Source organism: Mesorhizobium sp. L2C066B000 (assembly GCF_000502335.1).
GTDB lineage: Bacteria > Pseudomonadota > Alphaproteobacteria > Rhizobiales > Rhizobiaceae > Mesorhizobium.
Map to the genome: position 1 here is coordinate 1 of NZ_AYWZ01000012.1, position 21,553 is coordinate 21,553.

21 protein-coding genes and 1 riboswitch are annotated in these 21,553 nt (G+C 63.0%); of the genes, 14 read left to right on the forward strand and 7 right to left on the reverse strand.

The window, feature by feature from the left end; translation table 11 throughout:
- The coding region (locus X733_RS144125) for a S8 family serine peptidase (RefSeq protein WP_023819463.1) at positions 1-1,092 on the forward strand (1,092 nt) is incomplete at its 5' end.
- A 25-nt stretch (positions 1,093-1,117) separates the two neighbouring features.
- Here the strand turns inward: X733_RS144125 and X733_RS144120 are convergent.
- A complete protein-coding gene (locus X733_RS144120; RefSeq protein WP_023806207.1) occupies positions 1,118-2,464 on the reverse strand; it encodes an FAD-binding oxidoreductase in 1,347 nt (448 codons plus the stop codon).
- 165 nt (positions 2,465-2,629) lie between these two features.
- Entirely contained in the window at positions 2,630-3,652 is a 1,023-nt protein-coding gene (locus tag X733_RS144115) for a substrate-binding domain-containing protein (protein WP_023752445.1), read from the reverse strand.
- 364 nt (positions 3,653-4,016) lie between these two features.
- Between X733_RS144115 and X733_RS144110 the strand changes: the two genes are divergently transcribed.
- The 5 genes from X733_RS144110 to ugpC all read left to right on the forward strand — a co-directional run bounded on the left by X733_RS144110 (position 4,017) and on the right by ugpC (position 10,626).
- Positions 4,017-5,372 (forward strand): ABC transporter substrate-binding protein, encoded by a 1,356-nt coding sequence (locus tag X733_RS144110; protein ID WP_023752444.1) that lies wholly within the window; start codon positions 4,017-4,019, stop codon positions 5,370-5,372.
- Between the two features lie 235 nt (positions 5,373-5,607).
- Positions 5,608-6,621, forward strand: coding sequence for a sugar ABC transporter permease (locus X733_RS144105; RefSeq protein ID WP_023668891.1), 1,014 nt, complete (start codon positions 5,608-5,610; stop codon positions 6,619-6,621).
- A 1-nt stretch (position 6,622) separates the two neighbouring features.
- Positions 6,623-7,777, forward strand: coding sequence for a carbohydrate ABC transporter permease (locus X733_RS144100; protein ID WP_023715517.1), 1,155 nt, complete (start codon positions 6,623-6,625; stop codon positions 7,775-7,777).
- Positions 7,778-7,782: 5 nt separating this feature from the next.
- On the forward strand, positions 7,783-9,447 hold the full coding sequence (locus X733_RS144095; protein WP_031193734.1) for an alpha-glucosidase family protein: 1,665 nt from the start codon (positions 7,783-7,785) through the stop codon (positions 9,445-9,447).
- Between the two features lie 66 nt (positions 9,448-9,513).
- Positions 9,514-10,626: a sn-glycerol-3-phosphate ABC transporter ATP-binding protein UgpC gene (ugpC, locus tag X733_RS144090; protein ID WP_023819465.1), complete on the forward strand. Its 1,113-nt coding sequence runs from the start codon at positions 9,514-9,516 to the stop codon at positions 10,624-10,626.
- Positions 10,627-10,697: 71 nt separating this feature from the next.
- On the opposite strand, the gene X733_RS144085 is transcribed toward ugpC, so the two are convergent.
- The 3 genes from X733_RS144085 to X733_RS144075 all read right to left on the reverse strand — a co-directional run bounded on the left by X733_RS144085 (position 10,698) and on the right by X733_RS144075 (position 11,480).
- A complete protein-coding gene (locus tag X733_RS144085) occupies positions 10,698-10,931 on the reverse strand; it encodes a DUF680 domain-containing protein (RefSeq protein WP_023819466.1) in 234 nt (77 codons plus the stop codon).
- A gap of 71 nt (positions 10,932-11,002) precedes the next feature.
- Positions 11,003-11,206 (reverse strand): DUF680 domain-containing protein, encoded by a 204-nt coding sequence (locus tag X733_RS144080; protein WP_023668886.1) that lies wholly within the window; start codon positions 11,204-11,206, stop codon positions 11,003-11,005.
- Positions 11,207-11,273: 67 nt separating this feature from the next.
- Positions 11,274-11,480 carry a DUF680 domain-containing protein gene (locus X733_RS144075; RefSeq protein WP_023819467.1) on the reverse strand — a complete coding sequence of 69 codons (207 nt, stop codon included), beginning with the start codon at positions 11,478-11,480 and terminating at the stop codon, positions 11,274-11,276.
- Between the two features lie 499 nt (positions 11,481-11,979).
- Positions 11,980-12,182: riboswitch (cobalamin riboswitch) on the forward strand.
- Between the two features lie 116 nt (positions 12,183-12,298).
- Here X733_RS144075 and X733_RS144070 point away from each other — a divergent pair.
- The 8 genes from X733_RS144070 (at position 12,299) to X733_RS144035 (ending at position 20,138) form a co-directional block, all read left to right on the forward strand.
- Positions 12,299-13,546, forward strand: a complete 1,248-nt coding sequence (locus X733_RS144070) for an aromatic ring-hydroxylating dioxygenase subunit alpha (protein WP_023819468.1) — start codon at positions 12,299-12,301, stop codon at positions 13,544-13,546.
- Between the two features lie 37 nt (positions 13,547-13,583).
- Positions 13,584-14,684, forward strand: a complete 1,101-nt coding sequence (locus tag X733_RS144065; RefSeq protein ID WP_023819469.1) for a hybrid-cluster NAD(P)-dependent oxidoreductase — start codon at positions 13,584-13,586, stop codon at positions 14,682-14,684.
- Between the two features lie 160 nt (positions 14,685-14,844).
- On the forward strand, positions 14,845-15,267 hold the full coding sequence (locus X733_RS144060) for a PqqD family protein (RefSeq protein WP_023696905.1): 423 nt from the start codon (positions 14,845-14,847) through the stop codon (positions 15,265-15,267).
- 152 nt (positions 15,268-15,419) lie between these two features.
- Positions 15,420-16,469 carry a hypothetical protein gene (locus tag X733_RS144055; RefSeq protein WP_023819470.1) on the forward strand — a complete coding sequence of 350 codons (1,050 nt, stop codon included), beginning with the start codon at positions 15,420-15,422 and terminating at the stop codon, positions 16,467-16,469.
- Positions 16,466-17,209 carry a glycosyltransferase family A protein gene (locus tag X733_RS144050; RefSeq protein WP_023668880.1) on the forward strand — a complete coding sequence of 248 codons (744 nt, stop codon included), beginning with the start codon at positions 16,466-16,468 and terminating at the stop codon, positions 17,207-17,209. The genes X733_RS144055 and X733_RS144050 overlap by 4 nt, the downstream gene beginning before the upstream one ends.
- 33 nt (positions 17,210-17,242) lie before the next feature.
- Positions 17,243-17,995, forward strand: coding sequence for a glycosyltransferase (locus X733_RS144045; RefSeq protein ID WP_023668879.1), 753 nt, complete (start codon positions 17,243-17,245; stop codon positions 17,993-17,995).
- On the forward strand, positions 17,980-18,672 hold the full coding sequence (locus tag X733_RS144040) for a glycosyltransferase family A protein (protein ID WP_245260271.1): 693 nt from the start codon (positions 17,980-17,982) through the stop codon (positions 18,670-18,672). Before X733_RS144045 ends, X733_RS144040 begins: the two co-directional genes overlap by 16 nt.
- On the forward strand, positions 18,672-20,138 hold the full coding sequence (locus X733_RS144035) for a nucleotidyltransferase family protein (RefSeq protein ID WP_023819471.1): 1,467 nt from the start codon (positions 18,672-18,674) through the stop codon (positions 20,136-20,138). The genes X733_RS144040 and X733_RS144035 overlap by 1 nt, the downstream gene beginning before the upstream one ends.
- Positions 20,139-20,183: 45 nt before the next feature.
- Here the strand turns inward: X733_RS144035 and X733_RS144030 are convergent, their stop codons facing one another.
- Positions 20,184-20,924, reverse strand: coding sequence for an FAD-binding oxidoreductase (locus tag X733_RS144030; RefSeq protein WP_023696909.1), 741 nt, complete (start codon positions 20,922-20,924; stop codon positions 20,184-20,186).
- Positions 20,921-21,532 (reverse strand): sulfite oxidase-like oxidoreductase, encoded by a 612-nt coding sequence (locus tag X733_RS144025; protein ID WP_023696910.1) that lies wholly within the window; start codon positions 21,530-21,532, stop codon positions 20,921-20,923. Before X733_RS144025 ends, X733_RS144030 begins: the two co-directional genes overlap by 4 nt.
- Positions 21,533-21,553: the final 21 nt, after the last annotated feature.

Genomic DNA, 21,553 nt, shown 5'->3' on the forward strand with positions numbered 1-21,553 from the left:
GTTTCGCCGACCGATCTTGTCGCGACCGCGCCGCGGCGTGCCATCGCCGGCGAGTTCGTGCCCGACGAGGTGCTGGTGACCGTCGACGGCGATGCCGGCGCCGTCCAGCAGATCGCCGCCTCCTTCGGCCTTGAAGTGCGCTCGCAGCGCCAGTCGCGGCTGCTCGGCACCACACTGGTGCGCTTCGGCATTCCCGACGGCCGCCCGGTCGGCGCCGTGCTAGCGCAGCTGGCCGCCGATGGCCGCACCCTGCGGCGCGAGCCAAACCATATCTATTCGCTGCAGCAGGCGGCCGGCATCGTCAACTATGCCTTCGAGCGCATTCAGCTCGACAACAAGCAAGCCAGTGGCGAAAACGTGCGCATCGCCGTCATCGACACCGGCATAGACGACACCAATCCGGCGCTGTCCGGCGTCATTGCCGACCAGTTCGACGCCATGCCCAACGTGCCGGTCGAAAAGCGTGACCACGGTACCTCGGTCGACGGGCTGATCGCCGGCGTCGGCGCGCTCGAAGGCATGGCGCCCGGCGCCAGGATCTATCACGCCCGCGCCTTCGAGGACGGCAGGTCGACCATGGATGTCATCCTGTCGGCGCTCGACTGGGCGGCGGACCAGAATGTCAGCATCATCAATATGAGTTTCGTCGGCCCCAAGAACGATCTGCTCGCCACCGCCTGCCGCAATGCGCGCGGGCTCGGCATCATCCTGGTCGCTGCTGCCGGCAACAACGGGCCGAAAGCGCCCTATGGCTACCCCGCCGCCTATGACGGCGTCATCGCGGTCACCGCCACCGACGCCAAGGACGGGCTGATGCAGCAGGCCAATCGCGGCGCTTATGTCTTCATCTCGGCGCCCGGCGTCGAGATGGTGGCGCCGAGCGGCGCCGGCTCTGACGTCGTCACCGGCACCTCGTTTGCCGCCGCGATCGTGTCCGGCGCTATCGCCAATTTGATCCACGCTTCACCCGAGCGCTCCGCCGACGACATCGAAAAGGCGCTGGCGGCCACCGCCAGGGACCTTGGCCCGAAGGGACGGGACAATGATTTCGGTTATGGGCTGCTGGATACGAAGGCGGCGGCGAACAAGTAAACCGGGCGAATTTCGCGCCACCAATTCAGAGCGCCGGACCGAGCCGGACAGGGCTGCCATCACAGAAGCGCGACAGCCGGAAGCGGCTGAGGTCGTGCCCGGTCAGGTTTCCTTGGATCATGTCGGCAACGACGCGGCCTATACCAGGCCCGATGCCGAAGCCGTGACCGCTCATTCCCGTCGCGACGAAAAGGCCGCCGACTGCCTCAACCCGATCCACGACAGGGACGACGTCCGGCATGGCGTCGATCATGCCGCCCCAGCCTGCCTTCAGGCGAACTGCTTCGAACTGTGGAAAAAGACACCCGAAGTTACGTTCTATCGAACGCAGACCGGCTCGTTCAGGGGGCGGGTTCAGCACTCGCATTTTTTCGAAAGGACTGACGGAATCCGGCGCCCAATCGCGCGGCGTCGACCAGGCGTCAGGGTAGCCTGACGGGGCGAACGGAAAGTAGCGCGTCCCGAACGGATTGTCCCTGAGGGCGGGAAGGTATTTGGTGGCGTGCCGGAATGCGTCGGGCCCCAAATAAAGCAAATGGCTGCCGCCCGCGGCGAGCGTATATCCGCCATCCTGCCTGCGCCGGAACGCGATGTGTTCGTCGGCTGCCGCACCTGCATAGACCTCAGGCATGGGCTCCGTTGCGGCCACGGTTACCCTGACGCTGAGCTGGGGGATGGAGACGCCGTGTCTTCTCAGGAACAGGGATGACCAGGCGCCGCCCGCGACCAGCACGCTGGAGGCCTCGACATACCCCGCCTCGGTCCACACGCCCTTGACCTTGCCGGCCGAGATTTCGAGGGCTCGCGCCGCACAATTCTCGACAATTTTGACGCCTTTTCGCACGGCAAGCCGGGCAAGCGCCGGCACGGCCAACCAAGGCTCCGCCCGCATGTCGGAGGGCGTCGTCATCGCGCCCTTGAATTTGCGTGACATGCCTTTGATGAGCTTCGCGGTTTCATCTGCGTCCAGCAGGCGCGTGTCGAGCGCATGGATCGCTGCGATCTTCATGAACGCTTCGAAGCCGGCCATGTCCTTGTCCGAGTTCGCCAGGTAGGTCACGCCCGTCTGGGTCAGCCCGATGTCTTCGCCGCACTCCTCGGCCAACTGCCGCCACAGGCGAATAGCCTCGATGACGACAGGCAGTTCATCCGCGTCTCGCCCCTGCTTTCGGATCCAGCCCCAATTGCGCGACGACTGTTCGGCCGCAACGCGTCCTTTTTCCAGCAGCGTCACCGCAATGTTCCGCTGCGCCAGGAAAAGCGCCGTCGTCACGCCGATGATGCCGCCACCAATTATGACCACCTCCGACGTTTTCGGCGGTGGGCCAGGATGCCGGATTGGATCCGTTTCGGAGAACGGGAATATGGGCAAGTGGCGCACCCTGAGGACTGGTTGATGGCTCTGGCTTACTGGTTGCCACCCACTCGAAGCCAAATCAAGGACAGGTCCAGGCAGACCGTTGTCCCAACAAAGTCAATCTATCTGCGGGCAACATCCACAAGGGTGAACTTGCCCAGCGGAGCGATGGATTAATCCCTAGACGGGGGCGCCTGCGACCGAACCCCTCACCACCAGATCGACTGGCCAGACCTCGCCTCGCGCCCCTTCTTCCAAGCCGGAAATGCGCGCTGCCAGGCGTTCGGCGATGCGGGCGCCGGCGAGGCGGATCGACGAGCGCGTCGTCGACAGCGGCACGGAAAAATTCTCCGGCTTCAGCCATGGAAAGACGTCGTCATGGGCAATCAACGACAGGTCGCCGGGAATGGTCAGGCCAAGGTCGCGCACCGCGCGCACGACGCCGAGCGACATGATCAGGCTGGAGCAGGCGATCGCCGTCGGCCGCTCGCTCTGTTCGAGCAGGCGCCTGGCGGCGCGGTAGCCGTTCTCCTCGGTCATGGTGAGTGAACAGACATGGCGCTCGCCGAGCGTCAGGCCGCTCGCGGCCAGCGCCCTGCGCATGCCGCGCTCGCGGTGGATGGCGAAGGTCTCGCGGTCGTCGCCATTGATCAGCGCCAGCCGCCGGTGGCCGAGCTGAACCAGCAGCCGGGCGGCGTCGTGGAAGCCGCCCTCATTGTCGATGTCGGTGAAGGGGTAGTCGAAATCGAAGCCTTCGCTGCGGCCATGGACGATGAAGGGAATGCCGAGCGTGTTGACCAGCGCCACCCGCCGGTCGGCCGGGCGCGGCGAGGAGATGTAGACGGCGTCGACCTGGCGGTTGGCGACGATGCGGCGATAGGTGGTTTCCTGGTCGTCGGCATCGGCCGGCGACAGCACCAGGTCGAGCTCGTGCGAGCGGGCATAGTCGCCGAGACCCGACAGGAACTCGACGAAATGTGGGTCGATGTCGACGGAGGCGCCCGTCGGCAGCACATACCCGATCATGCCCGTCTTGCCGGTCGCCAGCCGGCGCGCGCTCGGGTTGGGCCGGTAGCCGTGGCGCTTGGCGGCTTCCACCACACGCCGGCGGGTTTCCTCGTTGACCTCGGGATAGCCGTTGAGCGCACGGCTTACCGTTGTCTGCGACAGGGCCAGCATATGAGAGAGCTGCTTCAGGTTCACTGGGAGGCCTCCAAGCCTCAAAGCGCTTTTAATTTTGAAGCCACGCGGCGCCACAATGGGCGCGGCCGAGCTGGTCGACCATACGCACTGGTCCGGCCAGTTTGAAGCTTAATACGGTGCTGCACCGCCGTAAAATTGTGCTGCAGTGCACTTTACCAAGTCTTGCGGCCCGCAATTAAATCGATTAGCCCACCGCCCTCTTGACTTCCATCCGATTCAATGGCGAGATCAAAAAGACCAAAGCGCTTTGGAAGACTCTTCGAAAGGTTGCGGTTCCTTTCTGAACGAGTCACAGTCCTGCAGCGTCGGCGGGCGGAATGGAGGTTCCGTCCGGGTGTATGTGTCCACACTGGGAGGAATACCGATGAAGAAGATGCTTCTGCTTGGCGCAGCGTTTGCCACACTCGCCTTGTCCCTGCCGGCGCAAGCCGAACTGAAGTTCAAGCCCGGGGAAGACAAGCGCTTCAAGTGGGCCAATTACGAAGAGCTGAAGAAGGTCGATCTCAAGGGCGAGACGCTGACCATCTTCGGGCCCTGGCGCGGCGAGGACGAAGGCCTCATCCGCACTGTTCTCGAATATTTTCAGGAAGCCACCGGCGCCGAGATCAAATACTCCTCGTCGGAAAATTACGAACAGCAGATCGTCATCGATACCCAGGCCGGCAGCCCGCCCAATATCGCCGTACTGCCGCAGCCGGGCCTGATCCAGGATCTGGCGTCCAAGGGCCTTTTGACGCCGCTGGGCGACGACACCGCCAAATGGATCAAGGACAATTACGGCGCCGGCCAGTCATGGGTCGATCTCGGCACCTTCAAGGACAAGGACGGCAAGCCGGGCTTCTTCGCCTTCCCCTACAAGGCCGACGTGAAATCGCTGGTCTGGTATTCGCCCGACAATTTCGAGGAAGCCGGCTACAAGGTTCCCAAGACCCAGGAAGAGCTCGCCGACCTCGAGAAGAAGATCATCGCCGACGGCGGCACGCCGTGGTGCATCGGCCTCGGCTCAGGCGGCGCTACCGGCTGGCCGGCGACCGACTGGGTCGAAGACATCATGCTGCGCACCCAGGCGCCCGACGTGTATGACAAGTGGGTAAAGAACGAGATCCCGTTCAACGATCCGGCGGTGGTCAACGCCATCGACATTTTCGGCAAGATCGCGACCGACGACAAGATGGTCGACGGTGGGGCCAAGGCGGTTGCCGCGACCGACTTCCGCGACAGCCCGAAGGGCCTCTTCTCGGTGCCGCCGAAATGCTACCTGCACCATCAGGCATCGTTCATCCCGACCTTCTTCCCGGAAGGCACAAAGGTTGGACAGGACGCCGACTTCTTCTACTTCCCGCCCTATGCATCCAAGCCCGAGCTGGGCACGCCTGTGCTCGGCGCCGGCACGCTGGCCATGATCACCAAGGATTCGAAGGGTGCACGCGCGTTCATCGAATTCCTGAAAATGCCGCTGGCACATGAAATCTGGATGGCCCAGGGCGGCTTCGTCACGCCGCTCAAGTCGGTCAACAAGGATGCCTATGCCAGCGACGCGCTGAAGAAGCAGGGCGATATCCTCGCCAATGCCTCGACCTTCCGCTTCGACGGTTCGGACCTGATGCCGGGCAAGATCGGCGCCGGCGCCTTCTGGACCGGCATGATCGATCTGGTCGGCGGCAAGTCGGCGCAGGATGTCGCCACCGACATCCAGAAGAGCTGGGACGCTATCAAGTAGTCAGCTGGCAAGCAGTCAGCTGGCAAGTAACCACTGCCAAGTAATCAGCCGCTTTGGCGGCAAATTCAGGACTTCCTCCACAGATTGGGTCCGGGCCGCTATGGCCCGGATCCGACCGGCGCCTTACGCCGGACCGATTTGCGTTCGTTCGTTTCAGAATAACTTAAATCGGCGCAGAGCCACATCGCCAGGGCTGTTCAAGGCCCGGCCGATCATGCGCAGGGAAGAGGGATCCATGGCTGCTCAGATCTTATCGGCCATTTTTGTCATCATCATCGGCGTCGGCGGCTGCGTCGCCTATTTCTGGGGCGCCAACAAGCTGGTCGACCTGATATTCCCGTCGCGCGGCGTGGCCGGGGCTGCGGCCATCGACAATCTGCGCCGGCAAGGACTGGTCCGTCCGTGGCTGTTCGTCGGCCCGGCGATGATCATCCTCACCGTCTACCTGATCTATCCGGTGGTGGCGACGCTCTGGCTGTCCTTCCTCGACCGCGGCGGCCAGCATTTTGTCGGCTTCGCCAACTATGAATGGGCGTTCGGCGACCGCGAGTTCCGCAACTCGATCCTGAATAACATCATCTGGCTGGCGGTGGTGCCCGCCGCCTGCACCTTTCTAGGGTTGATAATCGCCGTGCTCACGGACAAGATCTGGTGGGGCACAATCGCCAAGAGCCTGATCTTCCTGCCGCTGGCGATCTCCTTCGTCGGCGCCAGCGTGATCTGGAAATTCATCTACGAATATCGCGGCGAGGGCCAGACGCAGATCGGCCTGCTCAACGCCATCATCCAGTATTTCGGCGGCCAGCCGCAGGTCTGGATATCGCTGCCGTTCTGGAACAATTTCTTCCTGATGATCATCCTGATCTGGATCCAGACCGGCTTTGCCATGGTCATCCTGTCTTCGGCGTTGCGCGGCATCCCCGAAGAGACGCTTGAAGCCGCGGTCATCGACGGCGCCAATCCGTTCCAGATCTTCTGGAAGATCATGGTGCCGCAGATCTGGGGCACCATCGCCGTGGTCTGGACGACGATCACCATCCTGGTGCTGAAAGTGTTCGACATCGTGCTGACCATGACCAACGGCCAATGGAACAGCCAGGTGCTGGCCAATCTGATGTTCGACTGGATGTTCCGCGGCGGCGGCGATTTCGGCCGCGGCGCCACCATCGCCATCATCATCATGATCGCGGTCATCCCGATCATGGTCTGGAACATCCGCCAGGCGAACAAAGAGACGGGAGGACATTGAGATGGCCGTCGCGACCGGGAAGTCCTTTGCCAGCCGCTTCGGCGTCCACATCGCCGTGCTCGTCTTCGTCGCCATCTGGACCGTGCCGACGCTCGGCATCCTGGTCTCGTCACTGCGCGACAAGGACCAGATCATCGCCTCGGGCTGGTGGAACTCGTTCTCCAGCTCCAGCCAGACCGAAGCCGGCCGCCTGCCGCCGGCCTCGGCGCAGGTCGAGAAGGACGGCAAGTTCGTGCTTGCCGGCAACATCTTCGGCGACGGTGCTGCGCGCAACATCAGCGCCTTCGGCGTCAAGTCGGCGGCACCGACGCAATATCCGGCCGGCACCACTGCCGATCTCGGCGACGGCGTGACCTTGCAGCTCAATGCCGACGGAACGTTCGTCATGAGTTCGCCCAAGGCTTTCGAAGGCGACCGTGGCCAGCGCGTCTATTACGCCTCGTCGGCGCCACCGAAATTCACCACCGACAATTACAAGACCGTGCTGTTTTCGGAGGGTATCGGCCGCTCGTTCATAAACTCGCTGACCGTCACCATCCCGGCGACGGTCATCCCGATCCTGATCGCCGCCTTCGCCGCCTATGCATTGGCGTGGATGCGTTTTCCCGGCCGCGCCTTGCTGATCGCAACAATCATCGGCCTGCTGGTCGTGCCGCTGCAGATGTCCTTGATCCCGCTTTTGAAGATCTACAACGGCGTCGGCATCTTCTTCGGTGTGCCGTCGAAAACCTATCTCGGCATCTGGCTGGCGCATACCGGCTTCGGCCTGCCCTTCGCCATCTATCTCCTGCGCAGCTATATTGCCGGCCTGCCGCGCGAGATCATGGAATCGGCGCGCATAGATGGCGCCAGCGATTTCGAAATCTTCGTCAAGATCGTGCTGCCGCTGTCCTTCCCGGTGCTGGCGTCCTTTGCAATCTTCCAGTTCCTGTGGGTGTGGAACGATTTGTTGGTGGCAATGGTTTTCCTCGGTACCGAAGGGGACCAGATCGTGCTGACCGCGAAGCTCAACGCGCTGCTCGGCTCGCGCGGCGGCGACTGGGAAATCCTGACGACATCGGCCTTCGTCACCATTATCGTGCCGCTGATCGTGTTCTTCTCGCTGCAGCGCTATTTCGTCCGCGGGCTGCTGGCCGGCTCGGTCAAAGGAGGTTGAGACTTATGCAAGCCGCTTTGAAGGCGACCTCGAAGCCCGATCTCGCCGTCGATCGCGACTGGTGGCGGGGCGCGGTGATCTACCAGATCTATCCGCGCTCCTATCAGGACTCCAATGGCGACGGCATCGGCGACCTCAAGGGCATCATCCGCAGGCTGCCCTACATCGCCTCGCTCGGCGTCGACGCCATCTGGATTTCGCCCTTCTTCAAGTCGCCGATGAAGGATTTCGGCTACGACGTCTCGGACTATTGCGACGTCGACCCGATGTTCGGGACGCTCGCCGATTTCGACGCGCTGGTTGCGGAAGCCCATCACCTCGGCCTCAAGGTGATGATCGACGAGGTGCTGTCGCACACTGCCGACAACCATCCATGGTTCAAGGAGAGCCGCGCCAGCCGCGGCAATCCGAAGGCCGACTGGTATGTCTGGGCCGACGCCAGGCCGGACGGCACGCCGCCCAACAACTGGCTGTCGATCTTCGGCGGCTCGGCCTGGCAGTGGGACACCAGCCGCCAGCAATATTACCTGCATAACTTCCTGTCCGAGCAGCCCGATCTCAACTTCCACAATCTGGAAGTCCAGGACGCGCTGCTCGACGTCACCCGCTTCTGGCTGGAGCGCGGCGTTGACGGCTTCCGCCTCGACACTATCAATTTCTACTTCCACAGCCAGGGGCTGGAGAACAATCCGCCGCTGCCGCCCGAAGAGCGCAACGACCAGACAGCACCTGCGGTCAATCCCTACAACTACCAGGACCATATCTACGACAAGAGCCGGCCGGAAAACCTTGCCTTCCTCGAACGGTTCCGGGCGCTGCTCGACGAATATCCGGCGGCCGCCGCGGTCGGCGAAGTCGGCGATTCGCAGCGTGGGCTGGAAGTGGTCGCCGCCTACACCGCCGGCGGCAAACGCGTCCACATGTGCTATTCCTTCGATTTCCTGGCGCCGGAGAAGATCAGCGCCGCCAAGGTGCGCCAGGTGCTGGAAGCCTTCGGCAAGGTCGCCAGCGACGGCTGGTCGTGCTGGGCCTTTTCCAACCACGACGTGATGCGTCCGGCCTCGCGCTGGGCCGCCGACGAGGCCGACCCGGCCGCCTATCTGAAGGTTATCTCGGCGCTGCTGATGTCGCTGCGCGGTTCGGTCTGCCTCTATCAGGGAGAGGAGCTTGGGCTGGGCGAAGCCGAGTTGCAGTTCGAGGATCTGCAGGACCCCTACGGCATTCGCTTCTGGCCCGAATTTAAGGGCCGCGACGGCTGCCGCACGCCGATGGTGTGGGATGCAACCGCCAGCAATGCCGGCTTTTCGACGGCCAAGCCCTGGCTGCCGGTGCCGGGCAAGCACTTGTCGCAAGCGGTCAATGTTCAGCAGGGCGACGCGGCCTCGCTGCTCGAGCACTACCGGCGCTTTCTCGGTTTCCGCCGCCAGCATCCGGCCCTGGCCAAAGGCGACATCGAGTTCATCGAAAGCGAGGGCGACACCGTCGCCTTCACCCGCCGTGAGGGCAATGAGCAGATCGTCTGCGTCTTCAATCTGGCCAGCAAGCCGGCCGAGGTCGATCTCGGTGGTCAGGCGCTGCTGCCATTGGCCGGGCACGGTTTTTCGGGACAATCCGGCACAGGTTCCATCCGCCTCGGCGGCTACGGCGCCTGGTTCGGGCGCATCGACTGAGTTTTTGACGAAACTGGATTTTTTGAGGAAATCCAGGTTCTCTAGGGAAATCACTGGGAGGAAATTATGGCCGATGTCACGCTGAGACAGGTGAAGAAATCATACGGCAATCTGCACATTCTCCACGGCATCGACCTCGACATAAAGTCGGGCGAGTTCATCGTCTTCGTCGGCCCGTCGGGTTGCGGCAAGTCGACCTTGCTGCGGTCCATCGCCGGGCTTGAGGAGATCACCTCCGGCGAGCTGAAGATCGCCGGCGAGGTGGTGAACGACGTGCCGCCTTCCAAGCGCGGCATTGCCATGGTGTTCCAGTCCTATGCGCTCTATCCGCACATGACCGTCTACGACAACATGGCCTTCTCGATGAAGATCGGCAAGGAAAGCAAGGCCGAGATCGACAAGCGGGTGCGGCAGGCCGCCGAAATCCTGCAGCTGACCAAATATCTCGACCGCCTGCCCAAGGCGATGTCGGGCGGCCAGCGCCAGCGTGTCGCCATCGGCCGCGCCATCGTGCGCAATCCGAAAGTGTTCCTGTTCGACGAGCCGCTGTCGAACCTCGACGCCGCACTGCGCGTCGCCACCCGCATCGAGATCGCCAAGCTCAAGGAATCGATGCCTGCCACGACCATGATCTACGTCACCCACGATCAGGTCGAAGCGATGACGCTGGCCGACCGCATCGTCGTGCTGAAGGATGGCCATGTCGAGCAGGTCGGCACGCCGATGGACCTCTACAAGAAGCCCGGCAATCTGTTCGTTGCCCAGTTCATCGGCTCGCCGGCCATGAACATCCTGCCGGCGACAATCGACAGGACGGGCAACCCGACAATCGTCAGCCATGTCGGCGGCCGCAAGGCAACGGTGCCGATTGCAACGCCGGCGTCAGCAAAGGGTGCGGCAGTCAGCTTCGGCGTGCGGCCGGAGGATCTGTCGGCCGCCACCGGCGCGGAATATCTTTTCGAGGGCGTGGTGGACTATGTCGAGCAACTCGGCGAGGTGCAGCTTGTCTATGTCGATATCGGCCGCGCCGACCTGCCGTTGGTGACCAAGCTGCCCGGCAATGTCGAGGTCAAGCGCGGGGCAAAGCTGCGACTGACCGCGGATGCCGGGGACCTGCACATCTTCGACGCCGATGGGCACTCCTTCTCGCTCAAGCCGGTGGAAGTGAAGGCGGCTTGAGATAGCTGCGTCGAACAGGCATGAAAAAGAGCGGCGGGCCAGGCCCGCCGCTCTTTTTTAAGCTTCGGCTGTTAGTTGTTGCCGAACCGATCCCTGTCGCTGCTCTGAGGAACGAACTTCTGTTGGTCGTTCGACGAGTTCAGCAGCTTGTAGACCGCCGAGTTGGTGCCGGTCGACGAAGTGCGGGTGGTGTCGACGGCAGCGGCCGGCTGGTTGGCGCCATTGGAGCCATAATTGTCGCTGCCGGCAAAGGCAGCGCTCGAAACAGCCAGAACGGCTGCGGCGGCGAGAACGATCTTCTTCATTTTAGTCTCCTGAATTTTTCTGATGTCGCCAGGTGCAGCGGATAAGCCCGCCGCGTGCTGGGAACCGGCTTTTAACGGCCGAAAAGGTTACGGTCGGCACCGTGGGCAGGCGCCTGCTCGGCTGGAGCCGACTTCTCAACCGAAGCCGTATGGCCACTATCGGTCGACGTAATCGCAGGCTGGTTGGCGCCGTTCGAACCGTAGTTGTCGCTGCCGGCGAAAGCGCTGCCGGAGATGGCCAAAACGGCGGCGGCAGCAAGGATGATCTTTTTCATTTCAAACACTCCTGAATTTTTTTGAGATCCCAAGAACGGCGGGATAGCCGCCCTTCTTTGGTCGGGATCAGCGATTGCCGTAGAGGTCGCGGTCGGCGCCCTGAACGACAGGCTGCTTGTCAGCGTGCGCCGGCTTCTGAATGGAAGCCGTATACGAGCTGTCGACCGAGACGGCTGGCTGGTTCGCACCATTGGAACCGTAATTGTCACTACCGGCGAAGGCGCTGCCGGTGATCGCCAAAACGGCTGCGGCAGTGAAGATGATCTTTTTCATTTTTAGGACTCCAGTTTGTCTGTCCGTCTAGCGGCGTGTCTTGGGAGGAATTCGCGTCGTTCGGACAGCCCCGATGTGGGAAAGCCATAGGCTGGTTTCCAATCACGAAGTTGTTCCATGTGGACCACGGTCCTGCACCTTGAAATTGTGCCAGGAAGTTCCTCTATGGTCATCTATCGCATTGTTTTCAGTCGCTTATGTCGAACCGAGTGGTTCGCTCCGATGTCGGTTTCCGGGCCGTCGTTCACACCGTCCTGCACGCATTGTCAACAGAAACGAACCGTTCGGTTCGATTAGAGATTGCTAATAGTAACTTTTCGATACCGTTGAGCCCTTTTTGCCCCGGATCGAACTGGACCCGCAGCGATTCGAAACGGCGATGATGGCGTCGCAAGAAACGTCTCAGCTCTTTGACCGGCGGCGGGGGGCGTATGCCGCGCGTGTCGCGCCGCATGGATATGATGTCGCTTTCATGCCGACGTCGCGATCGCTGCCGTGATTAGATGATCGCATCTCGGGTGCCGCTTCGTGACGACGCAGCGGAGAATTGGGAAGCCGGTCAGAATCCGGCGCTGCCCCCGCAACGGTGGTGGAGTTGAAGTCGCAACGGGAGACCACTGGGCAAGAGCCTGGGAAGGTGTCGCGATGGTCCGCAAGGACAACTCCAGAGCCCGGAAACCAGCCCGAGATGCCTAGACTCGACTGATCGCGGTGGGCGGTCAAGAGGTGGATAGTGCATGTCCGGAGCCGCGCCGGCCTGCGTCCGATCCTTCCTCCATCACCACCAAGTTCAGTCCTTAAACCACGAGGACAGAACTATGGATACGCGCAACGACATGCTGAGGCTCCTGAACGGCCGCAAGCAAGGCTTTTCGCTGGAACAGCCCTTCTACACCGACCCGGACTATTTCAAGCTCGACATGGAGCTCATCTGGTATCGCGACTGGCTGTTCATCGGCCATGATTGCGAACTGCCGAAGCCCGGCAGCTATATCACCGTGCAGATCGGCGATTATCCGGTGGTGCTGGTCCGCGACCAGAAGGGCAACATCAACGCCTTTCACAATTCCTGCCGCCATCGCGGCAGCCGTGTCTGCAACACTGAGAAGGGCATGGCGGCAAAGCTTGTCTGCCCTTATCACCAGTGGACCTACGAGCTTGACGGCCGGCTGCTGTTTGCCCGCCAGATGGCCGACGGTTTCGACAAGAGCCAGTTCGGCCTGAAGCCCGTCGCCTGCGAGAGCGTCGGCGGCTACATCTTCATCTGCCTGGCGAAAGAACCTGCCGACTTTGCCCCGATGCGCGCCATGATAGAGCCCTACCTCAAGCCGCACCGGCTGAATGAAGCCAAGGTCGCCTTCGAGAGCACCATCATCGAGAAGGGCAACTGGAAGCTGGTCTGGGAAAACAACCGCGAATGCTATCACTGCGCCGGCAATCATCCGGAGCTGTGCAAGACATTCCCCGAAGCGCCGACGGTGACCGGCGTGCAGGGCGCCGACAGCGATCCGGAGATGCTGGCGCACTGGGCGAAATGCGAGGCGGCGGGCCTGCCGAGCAAGTTCCGCATCGATCCGGCCGGGCAACACCGCGCCACCCGCGCGCCGCTGCTGCGCGATGCCGTCAGCTACACGATGTCGGGAAAGCGCGCGGTGACGAAGAACCTGTCCGACACTGTTGCCGCCGACCGCATCGGCACCTTGATGCACTACCACTATCCGACGACTTGGAACCACATACTGATCGACCATGCGGTCACCTTCCGGGTGCTGCCGATCAGCGCCACGCAAACCGCGGTGACGACCAAGTGGCTGGTGCACAAGGATGCGGTCGAGGGGGTCGACTACAACCTTGAGGAGCTCACCCATGTCTGGACCGAGACCAACGACCAGGACCGCCGCATCGTCGAGGAAAACGCCTTCGGCATCCTGTCTCCGGCCTATGAGCCCGGCCCCTATTCGGAGCTGCACGAGGGCGGCGTGATCCAGTTCGTCGAATGGTACGCGGCCTTCATCGGCCCGCGCCTTGCCGAAGGCGGCCGGCCGGCGCTGCGCAGCGTCGCGTGAGCTGGAGCAGGCGAGGAAGGACCGGAGGATGAATGCGATGACGGATCTTGGGCTCTATCGCCATCTTGACCAGATGGCACCGTGGAACGACAGGCTGCAGGTGCTGGAAGTGATCGGCGTCAGCGACGAGGCGCCCGACGTCAAGACCTTCACCTTCCGCTCCGACAATCAGACCTGGTTCCGCTACAAGCCGGGCCAGTTCCTGACGCTGGAACTGCCGACACCGGACGGGCCGCTGATGCGCACCTATACGCTGTCGTCGTCACCATCGCGGCCGTTTTCGATCGCGGTGACAGTGAAGGCGCAACCGGGCAGCATCGGCACACGCTGGATGTTCGACCAACTGGTGCCCGGCTCGCACGTCAAGGCCTATGGACCGGCGGGCGACTTCTCGTTGCACAGCCACCCGGCGGCCAAATACCTGTTCATTTCGGCTGGCTCCGGCGTGACACCGATGATGTCGATGCTGCGCTGGCTGAACGACTGCGCGCCATGGACCGATGTCGGTTTCGTCAACTGCGCGCGGCGTGCCGAAGAGATCATCTTCCGCAAGGAACTCGAACTGCTCGGCGGCCATATGCCCGGCCTGTCGCTCGGCTTCATGATCGAGGAACGTTCCAGCCGCGAAGGCTGGTACGGCCATATGGGGCGCATCGATGCGATCCGGCTGCCCTTGCTGGCTCCGGATTTCCGCGAGCGCGAAATCTTCTGCTGCGGCCCCGATCCGTTCATGCGCGCCGTGCGCGGCATGCTGGATGCCGCCGGCTTCGACATGACGAAATACCATCAGGAGAGCTTTGCCGCGCCTGTGGTGGAGGAAATTCCGGCGCCGTTTGCCTCCCCGGTCGAGGACGGCATCGCTGCACCTGTCGAAGCCGTGACGCCGATCCGCTTCTCGCTTTCGGAGGTCGACGCCGGCTGCGTCGCCGGCCAGACCGTGCTGCAGACCGCGCGCAGCTCGGGCGTGCGGATTCCCGCCGCCTGCGAGTTCGGCCTGTGCGGCACCTGCAAGGTGAAGAAGGTCTCCGGCGAAGTCGAGATGAGCCACAATGGCGGCATCCTCGACCACGAGATCGATGACGGTTTTATCCTTGCCTGCTGCTCGAAACCATTGTCGGCGCTCGAAATCGAGGCTTGAGCCGGTCGACTTCGCCGCAACGGTCGCCGACGCAGGCGTTGTATTCGCGGGTCTTTGTCTTGCCAACCAACGGCCAAGTGATTTAGACGCACTTAGGAAGGGCTTGGCAGACCGTGAAGCCGGCGCATCCCTTCAGGGCGCATGGGAGGGGGACACAGCGATGCAACAGCGGGTCTACGCGGTCGCAAGCAAGGACATCGTTTTCGAATCATTCGATGGCGAAGCCGTCGTTCTCGATCTTTCGAACGGCAAGTATTTCGGCTTTTCCGATTCCGGCAGCCGGGTCTGGCAGGCTTTGTCGTCCGGCGTCGCCACTGAAGCGCTGGTCGGAGCTGCCGCGGGCGCCGCAAAAATAAGCCTGGCCGACCTCGAAAGCTTCGTTGCCCGACTGCTCGATTTCGGGCTGCTTGCGCCAGCCGAAACACCGGCACAACCGCTTTCGGGCGAGCTGTCGTCTGCGCTTGCTGCCAGCAATGAGCCGCTCAAGGTCGATGTCCATGACGACCTTGCCGATCTCATCATTGTCGACCCGATCCATGAGGTCGAGGAACCTCTCGGCTGGCCGGCGGTGAAACAGGCATAATCGTTTCCCTAAAGCGCGTCGCGTTTGAACGGACTCAGGCGACGCGGTTTAGATCTTTGATTTTATGCATGTCGTCGTCTCAAAACCGGGGCCACCCCGAGCGACATGCATCAGGCGACCCGGCGCAATTCTGGACGCTGAACAACCAACACATGCCTTTGATCACGCTGCAAACCCTGCCGGATTATGCCCGCCATGTGCTGGCGGCCGCGGAAAGCGCCGCCGCCTTCTATCCCGTTGCCGCCAGCGTGCGGTTGCCGGGACTGGACCTGAGTGTCCACCTCGACCATGGCACGCTGGCGGAAGCCATGAGCCATGCCTTCATACCGGCCCCGGAAAATCCGTCTGCATCTGACGGCTGCCGCATTTTCGTCGCCCACCCGGCCATCGATGGCGTCCCCGCCCCGGCCACCTGGGGCCGAGGCGATTACAACCATCATGCCTTTGCCAACCGGCTGGAAGAGGCCGGATTGCGCGGCAGCTACTATCATGACCTCGACTTCTGGCAGTTCCATGATCCGCAACGCCATGTCGGGGCGCAGCTGATGATGTCGGCCGACGCCTTTCCGCCATGGGAACAGGCGGCGCCGCTGCGCGCCTTCCTGCATTGGGAATATGCGGCGCGCGGCATGCGGCTTACCCATGCCGGCACGCTGGGCATGGATGGCAAGGGCGTGTTGCTGGCGGGCTCCGGGGGAGCCGGAAAATCGGGAACAGTCGTCGCCGGCCTGCTCAATGGGCTCGATAGCGTCGGCGACGACTATGTGCTGATCGACCGGACCGAGGGCGTGACGGCCTATCCGCTGTTTGCCACGCTCAAGCAGGATCCGGAGGGCTTCAAGCGGCTGAAGCTGGAGGGTCGGCTAAAGTCGTACCAACCGCTGAACTGGCAAGGCAAGCATGCCTTTCGCATCGACGAGATCGCGCCTCGACCACCTCCTGCAAGTCTGGACATTATTGCTTTGATAGTGCCCCATATCAGGGGAGGTGCGAGAAGCTCGGTCATGCCCATATCGCGCAAGGATGCCATGATCGCCTTGGCCCCGTCAGGAATCGTGCAGATGCCGGGCGAGCGGGAAGCGGGCTTTCGCTTTTTCGGCGAGCTTACCCGCGATCTGCCATGCTACCGGCTGTCGCTGGGGACCGAGCCGCGCGAGATCGCCGGCACGATTGCGGATTTCGTCCTTCGGGGCGCTGCATGAAGTTGAGCATCATTGTGCCGGTGTACAATCGGGAGATCTATGTCGTTTCGACGTTGCGGTCCCTGCTCAGGCAACGCGACGATGCCGATCTCGATATCATCGTTGTCGACGACGGCTCGACGGACAGCTCCGTTGAAGCAGTCCGCGCCATCATGCGGGAAGCGTCGTGCATCCGCCTGTTCCAGCAGGCAAACCAGGGCGTGGCCAACGCGCGCAACACAGGGCTGAGGCAGTTGCTGCCGCAAACCGAACTGGTGTCGTTCCTGGATTCGGACGACGTCTCGCCGGCTGGACGATTCAAGGCTGGCCTACCCCTGTTCGCGGCCGACCCTGCGCTCGAGCTGACCTACTCGCTGATGACGCGCGTCGATCTCATGGACGACGAAACCCTGCAGCCGGCACGGGGCGGCGCAGGTCCCACCGTGCGCGGCGTCAGCCTTAGCGCCGGGATACTCCGCAGGGCACTCATCGACCGTACAGGTGCTTTCGACGAGGAGTTCCGGCAGGGCGAAGACGCCGACTATCTGCTGCGCATTTTCGAAACCAGCCCAAAGCACATTTTTCCCGACACCGTCGCGGTATACTACCGGCGCCACCCCGGCAATTTGACCAAGCAAAGGGATGTGGCGGTGCGCGAATATCTGCGTGTGATTCAGAAATCCTTGCGGCGGCGCAAGGCCGATCCGTCGCGGCGCCCGGTCGAGGGGCTTTTCGAGATCAAGCGCCCGGCAGAGTGGTGAAAGAATGAATAGATCACAGCCTGGAATGCGTGCGTGAAGCTGAGCGTGATCATGCCGGTCTACAACCGCGAACGCCATGTCGGCTCGGCGCTGCGCTCGCTGCTGAGGCAGCGCGATGCCGCCGATCTCGACATCATCGTTATCGATGACGGTTCGACCGACAGTTCGGTGGCGGTCGTGCGCTCGCTGATCGCGGAGGCGCCGTGCATTCGCCTTTTCCAGCAGCAGAATGCCGGGGTGACGCGGGCACGCAACGCGGGCTTGCGGCAATTGCTGCCGCAGACCGGGCTGGTATCGTTTCTCGATTCCGACGACATTTCCCCGCCGGGCCGCTTCAAGGCGGATCTGACCTGTTTCGACGCAGACCCCACCCTCGAGCTCACCTATTCGCGCATGACGCTGGTCGACGACATAGATGACGATACGCTGGAGCCGACAGCCGACAGCCACTCGATGACGGTTCGCGGCATTCACCTGTCTCCCGCTATCTTCGTCCGGCGGTTGGTCGAACGCATCGGCAGCTTCGACGAGGATTTCCACCAGGCCGAGGACACCGACTATCTGCTGCGCACTTTCGAAAGCGGTCCGAAATTCACGATGCCCGACACTGTTGCGCTCTATTACCGGCGCCATCCCGGCAACATGACCAGGCAGGCCGATGTTCCTTTTCGCGAATTCATGCGCGCCGTCTACAAGTCGATGAAACGGCGCGAGGCCGACCGCTCCTTGCACCCTGTCGACGGCATCTTCGATTTCAAGGAACTTGCGAATTGGCGTTTCCTGTGATGGCCAGCTACGGCGTCGTCATTCCGGCCTTCAACGCGACCGCCACCATCGCCGAGACGCTGCGATCGGTCGCGGCCCAGACGGTCCAGCCCGACGCCATAATCGTCGTCGATGACGGCTCGACCGACGATACGGTCGCGGTGGTCAATTCGCTGGGCATGCCGGTGCAGGTGTTGCGCCAGGACAATGCCGGACCAGGCAGCGCCACCACCAGGGGCATCGCCGCGCTGGCGACGCCCTTCGTCGCCACGCTCGATGCGGACGATCTGTGGCTGCCGACCAAGATCGAAAGGCAGCTGGAGCATTTCGAGCGGTTTCCCGCGACGGCAGGAGTCTTTGCCCACTGGCGGACGTTTCGCGATGACAAGCCCGATGTGCAACAGGACGTGGCCGTGGCGGGCTGGTCGCGCACGACGATGATGATCCGCCGGGAGGTAGCCGAGGCCGTCGGTCCGATCATCGACCCGCAAGGCGGTCGCGGCGACATGGTCGACTGGATCGCCCGTGTCCGCGAGGCGGGCTTTGCGCTTGCCATGCTCGACGATGTCCTAACCTTGCGCCGCATCCGGCCCGACAGCATGTCCTATGGACGCGACCCCGTGCGCGACCGCGGTTATGTCGAAGTCGTAAGGCTGGCCATGCAAAGGCGAGCAGCGAAAAAGGCGAGCGCCGACTGATGGCCAATGCCATGCGCCGTATCGGCCGTCGGTTTCCGGACTATGGTTGGTCATGGCCCACTGGCGGCCTCGACCAGTTGCTGAAGGCCGCATTGCTCCCCGATGAAGAGGCGGCCGGGGCCTATGCGGCGCGCTGGCTCGACGAGAACGATATCGACCATGCTGCTTTCCGCGAGCATCGGCTGCTGGCCGCGATCTCCGACAGGTTCGGCCGCAAGCTCGCTGGGCATCCGGCCTATCCACGTCTTGTCGGCCTGCAAAAGATGCTGTGGACCAAATCGCGACTGGCTGCGCGCGAGGCCGAGCCGGCGCTACAGGCCATGATCGACGCCGGCTGCGCGGTGATGCTTATCAAAGGCGCCAGCCGCATCGCCGTCAACGCGTCGGCGCAGCGCGGCCGGGTGGCGCATGACATCGACATACTGGTGCGCTCGCAGGCCATGATTGCCGCCTTCGATGTGCTTAGCGAACGCGACTGGCAGATCGCCACCGGCGTCAGTCCGCAATATCTGCGCACCAGGCTGGCGTCCTTGCGTTCGATGAATTTTTTCAAGGGCAGTTTCGGCGACATCGACCTGCACCAGCTCGCTTATGACGGGTCGCAGCAGAGCGCGGAAGATGATCTGGCGATCTGGCAGCGGGCGCTGTCAGCCGATTTCAATGGCGTCCGCGTGCTTGTGCCCTCTCCGGCCGACCGCATGGCGCTCGCCATCGCACATGGCGGCCTCGATGCCCACACCCACAGCGACTGGCTGGTCGACTGTGCGGTCGCCATCGAGAGTGGCGCAGTCGACTGGGGCGTGTTCGCCGACATCGTCGCCAAGCGGGGCCTCGCCGTCGCCGCGGCGGTGGCGCTCTCCTATCTCTGCCTGGAGATCGGCATTGCGGTGCCGGAGGCCGAACTTGCAAAGACGATTGAGTTGGCCGACCGCGCCGGCCTGTCGCGCTGGTCCTCGGTGCTGCAGGCCAAGCCGCGCACCGATTTCGGCGGCCTCGTTTGGCTGTCGCGCGGCTTTGCCAAGCAGTTGCGCCTCAAACGCAAAAAGGGCCGCCTGCAGCAGCCGACGCCCGCCGTCTGGCGCGGCAGGCCGACATTGCGCAAGGCAAGAGCGACGTCGGCGCCGTTTGCACTTTCCCAGCCCCTGCCGCGTCCGGACAGGACTGGAGCGATGGTGCTGGACGTCACCGTCAGGATCGTCGTTCCACCAATCCGCCGCCGCATTGAGATGGAAATCAATGCCGGCGGCGGCCATGTCGCCCGCCTGCGTTCCATGGTGATCAGCCGCGCCGGCGGCGGACGTGTGCTGCGCTTTCGCGGCAAGGTAACGGTGGACGACACCGGCCGGCCTCTGGTGATCGAGGCACGGCCATCGCGCCAGTTCCGCAACTGGGACAATGAGGCCGAAGTCGCCGCCTATGGCGCGCTGCCGTTCCAATTGCTGTCGGCAAGGTTTTCACCCACCTGAGAGCGGGTGGCTGTTTCCATGAAACGGTGAACCACTGTGGCCCTCTCAGACGCCATAGCGCTCGGTGCGGATGATTTCCGCTGATATACCGGCGTCGATCAGCGCCTGGGCAGCCGCCGAGACGAAGGCGTTCGACCCGCAGACGAAGGCGAGCGCCGGCGGCCGCGGCAGCCGCGTGAGCGCCTGCATGACCATTGCCGTGTCGATGCGCCTCGAATAGTCGGACGGGCGCCGTACGGCCTCGCGCGTCAGCGTCAGCACCAGCTCGAACCCGTCGCGGCGGTCACCGAGACCGATCAGCTCGTCGCGGAAGATCACCTCGTCCCAGACCCGCACCGAAAACATCAGCGCCACCGGCACCGCCGATTTGCGCAAGGTTCGATGCCGCACCATCGCCATCAGCGGCACCACGCCGGAGCCGCCGCCGACCAGAAGCAGCGGCCCGCCATCCCCATCGGACCAGACGAAATGGCCGCCGAGCGGCCCGCGCAGTTCGATCTCGTCACCGACCGCGGCGATGTCGTGGAAGAAGGGCGAGACTTCACCGTCGTCGAGCTTCTCGATCGCCAGCTCGATCGTGGCGCCGCTCTCCGGCGCCGAGGCGATGGAATAGGAGCGGCGCGCCTGGTAGCCGTCAGGCGCCGTCAGCCTGACGTCGACATGCTGTCCGGCGCGATAGGCGAATGGCCGTGACAGCGCGAAAAAGAAACTGGTGACGCGTGGCGTCCGCTTTTCGATCCGGGTGATTTTCGCCGTCTGCCAGGGAGATTGCGGCGCTTCGCTCATGGATCGCCGCTATAGCGCTGCTCGCGCCACGGGTCGCCATAGATGTGATAGCCGCGCAATTCCCAGAAGCCCGGCTCGTCGCGCTCGGTGAACTGCAGCCCGTTCAGCCATTTAGCCGATTTCCAGAAATAGAGATGCGGCACCAGGAGCCGCGCCGGGCCGCCATGGTCGGCAGTGATTGGCTTGCCTTCATAAAGCAGCGCCACCATCGCCTTCCCCGCGGTGAGATCCTTGGCCGGCACGTTGGTGGTATAGCCGTCATAGCCATGCGCCAGCAGGAAGCCGGTCGGCGCTTCGATGCCTGCATCGGCAAGGATGTCGTCGACCAGCACGCCTTGCCAGGCGGTATCGAACTTGGTCCAGGCGGTAACGCAATGGATGTCGCGCGTCATCTTGGTCAAGGGCAGCGCGTTGAACTCGGCCCAGTTCCATTTCTTGATCCGGCGCGGCCCGTGCTTGAGCGTGAACGACCAGTCCTCGGTGCGCACGCGCGGCGTCGGCCCCGCCGACAGCACCGGAAAGCCCTGTTCGAGATACTGACCGGGCGGAATGCGCGCATCGGTCTCCGTCGGAGGCTTTCGACCGGAGGAAAAACCGCGAGTGACCATCGGACTGTCCGTTTTTAGCAG

Bases quoted from the DNA above. Each gene is read 5' to 3' on its own strand.
- X733_RS144095 (WP_031193734.1), top strand. From the start codon at position 7,783: ATGCAAGCCGCTTTGAAGGCGACCTCGAAGCCCGATCTCGCCGTCGAT.
- X733_RS144060 (WP_023696905.1), top strand. From the start codon at position 14,845: ATGCAACAGCGGGTCTACGCGGTCGCAAGCAAGGACATCGTTTTCGAA.
- X733_RS144035 (WP_023819471.1), top strand. From the start codon at position 18,672: ATGGCCAATGCCATGCGCCGTATCGGCCGTCGGTTTCCGGACTATGGT.
- X733_RS144065 (WP_023819469.1), top strand. From the start codon at position 13,584: ATGACGGATCTTGGGCTCTATCGCCATCTTGACCAGATGGCACCGTGG.
- X733_RS144085 (WP_023819466.1), bottom strand. From the start codon at position 10,931: ATGAAGAAGATCGTTCTCGCCGCCGCAGCCGTTCTGGCTGTTTCGAGC.
- X733_RS144070 (WP_023819468.1), top strand. From the start codon at position 12,299: ATGGATACGCGCAACGACATGCTGAGGCTCCTGAACGGCCGCAAGCAA.
- ugpC (WP_023819465.1), top strand. From the start codon at position 9,514: ATGGCCGATGTCACGCTGAGACAGGTGAAGAAATCATACGGCAATCTG.
- X733_RS144075 (WP_023819467.1), bottom strand. From the start codon at position 11,480: ATGAAAAAGATCATCTTCACTGCCGCAGCCGTTTTGGCGATCACCGGC.
- X733_RS144105 (WP_023668891.1), top strand. From the start codon at position 5,608: ATGGCTGCTCAGATCTTATCGGCCATTTTTGTCATCATCATCGGCGTC.
- X733_RS144055 (WP_023819470.1), top strand. From the start codon at position 15,420: ATGCCTTTGATCACGCTGCAAACCCTGCCGGATTATGCCCGCCATGTG.
- X733_RS144025 (WP_023696910.1), bottom strand. From the start codon at position 21,532: ATGGTCACTCGCGGTTTTTCCTCCGGTCGAAAGCCTCCGACGGAGACC.
- X733_RS144110 (WP_023752444.1), top strand. From the start codon at position 4,017: ATGAAGAAGATGCTTCTGCTTGGCGCAGCGTTTGCCACACTCGCCTTG.
- X733_RS144030 (WP_023696909.1), bottom strand. From the start codon at position 20,924: ATGAGCGAAGCGCCGCAATCTCCCTGGCAGACGGCGAAAATCACCCGG.
- X733_RS144100 (WP_023715517.1), top strand. From the start codon at position 6,623: ATGGCCGTCGCGACCGGGAAGTCCTTTGCCAGCCGCTTCGGCGTCCAC.
- X733_RS144080 (WP_023668886.1), bottom strand. From the start codon at position 11,206: ATGAAAAAGATCATCCTTGCTGCCGCCGCCGTTTTGGCCATCTCCGGC.
- X733_RS144050 (WP_023668880.1), top strand. From the start codon at position 16,466: ATGAAGTTGAGCATCATTGTGCCGGTGTACAATCGGGAGATCTATGTC.